We start from the raw sequence: 6,673 nt of genomic DNA on the forward strand, positions 1-6,673 counted from the left end.
GCTGAAGCTGCTGAAGGAACTATCCGTAAAGCATATGCTACTTCTATTGGAGAAAATGCTGTTCACGGTTCAGATAGTGATGAGAATGCAGCTATTGAAGGTGCTTTCCATTTTGCTGGAAGAGAGCAATTCTAATAAAAAACATATCGCGCTTAATTAATTTTAATCGCTTAAATATAAAGGTGGATACTACAATGTAGTATCCACCTTTTTTTATATGCTTTAATTGACAGAATATATTTTTAAAAATCTATACTAGTCAAAGCTACTTTAGCATCTTTAAATTCAGCAATCATTTCGTTAACGATTTGTCCCGCTGGTTTAATGTCATGTATCAAGCCTGCAATTTGACCTATCTCTAACTCTCCTTCGATCAAATCTCCTTCAAACATTCCTTTTTTTGCACGAGCGCGACCTAACAATGTCACTAGGTCCTCTTTACTACCATTATTATCATAAAGTGACTGTACATCATTAAAAAACTTATTTTTAATCAATCTAACAGGCGCTAATTCTTTCAACGTTAATTGCGTTCCACCCTCTTCTGTTGTAACAATTGTTTGTTTAAAATCATCGTGAGCACTGGATTCAATTGATGCTGCAAACCTACTCCCTACTTGCACTCCATCAGCACCTAGAGCCATTGCAGCCAGCATTCCTCTCCCACTACCAATACCTCCAGCAGCAATAACCGGAATAGTAATTTTTTCTTTTACCATAGGAATTAGTGTTAGCGTTGTAGTTTCATCCCTTCCGTTGTGACCTCCTGCTTCAAAACCTTCGACTACTACAGCATCAACTCCTGCGTTTTGCGCTTTCAACGCAAATAGAGAACTACTGACCACATGCACGACCGTAATTCCTTTTTCTTTTAAAAATGCAGTCCATGTTTTAGGATTACCTGCCGATGTGAATACAATCTTGACATCTTCATCCACGATGATGTTCATAATCTCTTCTATGTTAGGATATAACATGGGAACATTTACCCCAAAAGGTTTGCTCGTAGCTTTTTTACATTTCTGGATGTGTTCACGCAATACTTCTGGATACATAGATCCTGCGCCTATCAAGCCTAATCCGCCTGCATTGCTTACTGCACTGGCTAATTTATAACCGCTTACCCAGATCATTCCTCCTTGGATTATGGGATATTGTATGTTGAAAAGTGTATTTATCGCATTCATAAAATATTGAATTTTAGAAATTCCTATTATTAATCAAAATCTAGTATTCAAATTTATCGAAAATTAAACGAAATCAGAAAAAAAGTAAATATTATATCTATAATGTTCGAAAACATAAAACCCTACAATTACTATTTTCGGTTTTACGTATAATCAAGAAAGGCACTAAAATTCTAGGAGTAGTACGCAATTTAATTATCTATATGGTATTAGAAAAAAGTAAGAACTAACTTTCGAATATAAAAAAAAACCAGATAAAAGCTTTATAGCATCTACCTGGTTGTTTTATAAAATAGGGAAGCCTGTTACGAGATAACTCCAGAACCTATTAATTCATCTTCTTGATACCAAGCTGCAAACTGCCCCTCTGTAATTGCTGATTGCGGTTCATCAAAGGAGATGTACATCCCCTCTTCATGTCGATGTAAGGTTGCTTTTTGTAACGGTTGACGGTAACGTATACGTACCATCGTTTCTATTGATTCCCCATTGGCTATAGCCATATCAGAACGAACCCAATGCACTTCAGCGTTTGCTATGAATAAACCTTTCCTAAACAATCCAGGATGTTGACTACTTAAGCCAGTATAAATTGTGTTTGTTTCTACATTAGTTCCTATAATAAATAAAGGATCTTTTGTACCACCTACATTAAGTCCTTTTCTTTGACCAATTGTAAAGTAATGTGCCCCTTGATGCTTTCCTACTACTTTACCCATCTCTGGAGTGTAGTTAATTTTTGAAGCATCTTGAATCAATTTATCTAAAGCCGTAGCTTCTTTACTTTCTACAACAGTATAAACCGCATCATCCTTATCTATTTGTACAATCTTACCCTCTTTTGGTTGTAGTTTTTGTTGTAAAAATTCAGGTAAACGAACTTTTCCAATAAAGCACAAACCTTGAGAATCTTTCTTTTCAGCGGTAACTAGTTCCATTTCAGCAGCGATTGCGCGTACTTCCGGTTTCGTCAATTCGCCTATAGGAAAAAGAGATTTAGCTAATTGCTCTTGCGATAATTGACATAAAAAGTAAGATTGATCTTTATTAACATCAGCACCTGCTTTTAATTGGTAAACAGTATCACCTTTTATAGTTGTTTCACTTTTACGGCAATAGTGTCCTGTAGCGACATAATCAGCACCTAAACTCAGTGCTATTTTCATGAACACATCAAACTTTATCTCTCTATTACAAAGTACATCTGGATTAGGAGTACGTCCTTTTTCATATTCATTGAACATGTAATCGACAATTTTCTCCTTATATTCTTCACTTAAATCTACTGTTTGAAAAGGAATTCCTAATTTCTCTGCAACAAGCAAAGCATCATTACTATCCTCTAGCCAAGGGCATTCATTAGAAATTGTAACGGTATCATCATGCCAGTTTTTCATAAAAAGACCAATCACTTCATATCCTTGTTGTTGCAATAAATATGCTGCAACACTTGAATCTACACCTCCAGAAAGTCCTACTACAACTCGCTTCATTTTTTTATTTTTTTGAGACTGCAAAGTTACAATGTTTTAAATTACTATCTAAGCCTGCTCCTTTTAAATTAACGCGCTATTTAGAACTGTTTTGCTGAAAATCAAAGTTAGTTTCTCTTACCTTCTTTCCTTTTTCAAAAAACTCCCAAATACCAACTTTCTTGTTATTTAAAAATTTTCCTTTGGAAACAACTTCACCTTTTACATTTCTAAAAATAGCCAAACCATTGTATTGGTCATTTTTATATAAGGTTTCCTCAAGTACAACATCGTTTTCAGAATAGATTTTACAAAGTCCGTTCTTTTTACCCTGAGCATACATTACTTCTTCAGCGATTTTACCACTTGGATAAAAAACCGATCTTATCCCTGTTAATTGTCCCTTTGAGTAATTCTCTAAGGTCATTACAGCTTTAGATGCTTTGTGATAGTATTTCCAAGGACCCTCAAAACTTTTATTGATTACCACTCCTTCACTTACTTTATTCTTAGCCTGGTCATAGAAAACAGTATAAGCACTACCGTCTTTCTCATTAAATTCTCTAGTTGCTATAACTGAACCTGCTCTTGTATCGTCAAAAAATTTAAAGGTACCTACCTCTTTACCATGAGAGAAAACACCTTCATACCTAGGTCGTTTTGATAACTCATAAGTCCCTTTCCATAAACCATTTTTTTTTGCAGCTGCATCAACAGCATTTATTGTCTCTTGTGCTAAACCTGCATTAGCTATTAATAGTACAGCCAGCATCAAAATCTTATTATGTAAATTCATTACTCTTATTTTATTTATTTGTGTAAAACCGATGTAAAATTAATGTTTTACAATAAGATTTTGATCTAAACATCTTAAAACTAATGCAATGCACATTGATTTTTCTCATTAATAAAATGTTAAAACTGTTTAATTGATTGCTTGTTATAATTAAATGTTTTAAGCTCAACCAAGATGCACAAAAAGTAAGCAACTCCATAAATTTACTTAACTTAACATTTATTCAATGACTTAAACACAAGTTAAAGTTTGCATAAGATTTATTATTGTTTATCTTTTTAGACAATAGATTAAACAAAATAATATTAAATTGCTCAAAATTAATAACAACAATTAACAGAAACGATTATGAAAAAAATTTTAAAACCTTTACTTTTTGCAGTAGTTGCTGCACTAGCATTAGCATCTTGCAGTAGCGATGATGAAACAACGACACCTACAGTAGACAATAGCATTACCGGAATTGCTTCTGCCAATGCTGATTTTTCAATCTTAGTTCAAGCCTTGACTAGAGCTGAGCTAGCATCTACATTACAAGCAGATGGAGATTTTACAGTCTTTGCACCCACAAATGCTGCTTTTACTTCGTTTTTAAGTACAGCAGGTTTTGCGTCTATAAACGATGTGCCCAAAGATGCTTTAAAAGAAATTTTATTAAATCACGTTATTACAGGTACAATAAAATCTACTGATTTATCAACTACATACATTAAGACGATGGCAAAAGGAACTGCATCTGCAACCAACAATTTAAGTATGTTTGTAAATACAGCCAATAATGCGGTAAAATTAAATGGAGTTGCAACGGTTAAAACGGCAGATATTATGGCTTCTAACGGTGTTATACATTCAGTTGATGCTGTTATTGGATTGCCTACACTTGTGACACATGCTACAGCTAATCCAAATTTTTCTTCACTAGTAGGTGCTCTAACAGCAACTGGCCAGCCTGACTTTGTATCAATTTTAAGCGGAACAGGTCCGTTCACAGTTTTTGCGCCTGATAATGCTGCATTTACCGCATTAGATGCTGAGTTGGCTCCAACTGGAATTGCAGGAGTTTCAGCAGCAAACCTTACTAAGGTCTTACAGTATCACGTTGTATCAGGCAATGTACTAGCCGCAAGCTTAACAGAAGGACAAGTAGTACCAACATTACAAACACCACAATCATTCACAATTGAGTTAACTGGTGGGGCTAAAATTAAAGACGCAAATGGAAGAATGTCAACAATTACAGCCACTGATGTACAATGTGCAAATGGAGTGATTCATGTAATAAATAAGGTTTTACTACCTACTTTATAATATTCGAAAAAAAACTTTGCAAAAAAAAAGCTTCCATTACTGGAAGCTTTTTTAGTATCTAAAATAGTTATTTCTTTTTCTGTTGCGCTTTTGCCGCTTCTTGTTGTTCCATAACTTCTTGTAATTTCTTTTGGAATTTACCTTGTTTCTTAGGCTCTTTCAATTTATTTTCTTGAATTTGAGCGTGAATTTTATCACTATCAATAATGTAGTTTTTGATCACTAACATAATTCCAATAGTAATCGAATTCGAAATAAAGTAATACAAACTCAATCCTGAAGCATATCCGTTGAAGAAAATTAACATCATCAATGGAGAAATGTAAATCATGATGTTCATCATCTTAGCCATATCTGGCATTCCTTCTTGTTGCGGAGCGGCCATTTGTTGATCTCCAGTTGTCATTTTCATGTAAAAGAAAATTGCAATCGATGCTAAAATAGGGAACAAACTAATGTGATTTCCGTAAGCTGGAATCGTAAATGGCAATTGATAGATTGAATCAAATGATGATAAATCGTCTGCCCATAAAAATGGTTGTTGTCTTAATCCTATTGCCGATGGGAAAAATTGAAACAACGCATAGAAGACCGGCATTTGCAGTAAACCTGGCACACATCCCGCCATTGGGTTTACACCTGCCTTATTGTACAACTTCATCGTTTCTTGCTGTTTCTTCATTGGTTCTTTCTTGTATTTTTCACCAAGTTCAGCTATTTCAGGACGCAATACTTTCATTTTTGCTTGAGACAAGAATGACTTATAAGTAATAGGTGATAATACTAATTTTACTAAAATCGTAAAAAGTACAATTGCCCAACCATGAGAAATAAACAAGCTCAAGAAACCATACATTGGAATAAAGGCATGACGGTTAATCCATCCAAAAATCCCCCAACCTAAAGCAACAATATCCTCTAAGTTTCTGTCGTAAGATTTTAATAATTTGTAATCTGTTGGTCCGTAAAACCAATTCATACTTTGATCAATCTCTCCATTTTTAAACGCTAATGGAACAACTGCTTTAAACTGTTTTGTGAAAGTAGTATCAATTGCACTATCCTTAACTAAATTAGTCGATTGCAATTCTGCTTTTTCAAATGCAGTTTTCGTCAGTAAGATAGATGAGAAAAAGTGTTGTTTGTATGCGATATACGATACATCTTGCACAACGTCGTCTTCTTGACTTCCTAATCCTAAATAGTCACTTTTACCATCTTCATGCTCATAGTATAGCTCAGAATAACGGTTTTCATACGTGATACTTTTTTCATTAGTGAAGGTCTTTAAATCCAACTCTAAGTTTAACGGCTTAGTTGTCTTCAAAACTTTATTTAACCCTTGAGACTGAATATCAAAGTCCAACATATAATCGTTAGCCTTTAGCACATATTTGTATTCTAAATATTCATTAGCTCCTGCTTTTAAACGCATTGACAAAATTTGGTCTTCACCATTTTTAGTTAATGAAGGCTCAAAATAAAGATCCTTTGTATTTAAAGTATGGTTGTCATTAGTAAACAATTGAATATTTAAACTCGCATTGTTATCATTAACTAATTTGACTAGTTCTCCAGATCCTTTTTTAAATCTTTCGAAGTTTTTTAAAGTCGCTTCAACAATGTACCCTCCTTTGTTAGCAATCTTTAAGATAACTAAGTCGTTTTCGATTGTAGTAACACCACCTTTAGCTGAAGGAAGTCCCGCTGAGTAAGCAAAATTCCCAAGAGTCTTCTGCAATTTTGCAGTTTGAAGTGTATCATTTGAAGCAGCTACTACACTACTCTCATTAGATTTTGGGCTACTTACAGCATTTGCTTCTTCCTTAACTACCAATTCTTTTTTCGCTTTTTCTGCTGCAACTTCAGCATCTGTTGGTTGTTGTGTGTACCACATCCATACAACGATA

6 protein-coding genes are annotated in these 6,673 nt (G+C 34.3%); 2 read left to right on the plus strand and 4 right to left on the minus strand.

What is annotated here, in order from left to right:
• On the plus strand, positions 1–135 hold a 135-nt coding region (locus P8M54_RS00495; RefSeq protein WP_300283791.1), incomplete at its 5' end, for a nucleoside-diphosphate kinase.
• A 107-nt stretch (positions 136–242) separates the two neighbouring features.
• On the opposite strand, the gene P8M54_RS00500 is transcribed toward P8M54_RS00495, so the two are convergent.
• The 3 genes from P8M54_RS00500 to P8M54_RS00510 all read right to left on the minus strand — a co-directional run bounded on the left by P8M54_RS00500 (position 243) and on the right by P8M54_RS00510 (position 3,455).
• Entirely contained in the window at positions 243–1,187 is a 945-nt protein-coding gene (locus tag P8M54_RS00500; RefSeq protein WP_300283780.1) for a nitronate monooxygenase, read from the minus strand.
• A 305-nt stretch (positions 1,188–1,492) separates the two neighbouring features.
• Positions 1,493–2,680: a tRNA 2-thiouridine(34) synthase MnmA gene (gene mnmA / locus P8M54_RS00505; RefSeq protein WP_300283783.1), complete on the minus strand. Its 1,188-nt coding sequence runs from the start codon at positions 2,678–2,680 to the stop codon at positions 1,493–1,495.
• Positions 2,681–2,756: 76 nt separating this feature from the next.
• Positions 2,757–3,455, minus strand: a complete 699-nt coding sequence (locus P8M54_RS00510) for a hypothetical protein (protein ID WP_300283785.1) — start codon at positions 3,453–3,455, stop codon at positions 2,757–2,759.
• A 348-nt stretch (positions 3,456–3,803) separates the two neighbouring features.
• Between P8M54_RS00510 and P8M54_RS00515 the strand changes: the two genes are divergently transcribed.
• Entirely contained in the window at positions 3,804–4,763 is a 960-nt protein-coding gene (locus P8M54_RS00515) for a fasciclin domain-containing protein (protein WP_300283787.1), read from the plus strand.
• Between the two features lie 67 nt (positions 4,764–4,830).
• On the opposite strand, the gene yidC is transcribed toward P8M54_RS00515, so the two are convergent.
• Positions 4,831–6,672, minus strand: coding sequence for a membrane protein insertase YidC (gene yidC, locus P8M54_RS00520; protein ID WP_300283789.1), 1,842 nt, complete (start codon positions 6,670–6,672; stop codon positions 4,831–4,833).
• Position 6,673: the final 1 nt, after the last annotated feature.

It is taken from the genome of Flavobacterium sp., assembly GCF_029242675.1.
Taxonomy (GTDB): Bacteria; Bacteroidota; Bacteroidia; order Flavobacteriales; family Flavobacteriaceae; genus Flavobacterium.

What these genes read in the sequence shown, in the direction of transcription:
- mnmA (WP_300283783.1), bottom strand. Translation starts at nt 2,680, where the DNA reads ATGAAGCGAGTTGTAGTAGGACTTTCTGGAGGTGTAGATTCAAGTGTT.
- P8M54_RS00500 (WP_300283780.1), bottom strand. Translation starts at nt 1,187, where the DNA reads ATGAATGCGATAAATACACTTTTCAACATACAATATCCCATAATCCAA.
- P8M54_RS00515 (WP_300283787.1), top strand. Translation starts at nt 3,804, where the DNA reads ATGAAAAAAATTTTAAAACCTTTACTTTTTGCAGTAGTTGCTGCACTA.
- P8M54_RS00510 (WP_300283785.1), bottom strand. Translation starts at nt 3,455, where the DNA reads ATGAATTTACATAATAAGATTTTGATGCTGGCTGTACTATTAATAGCT.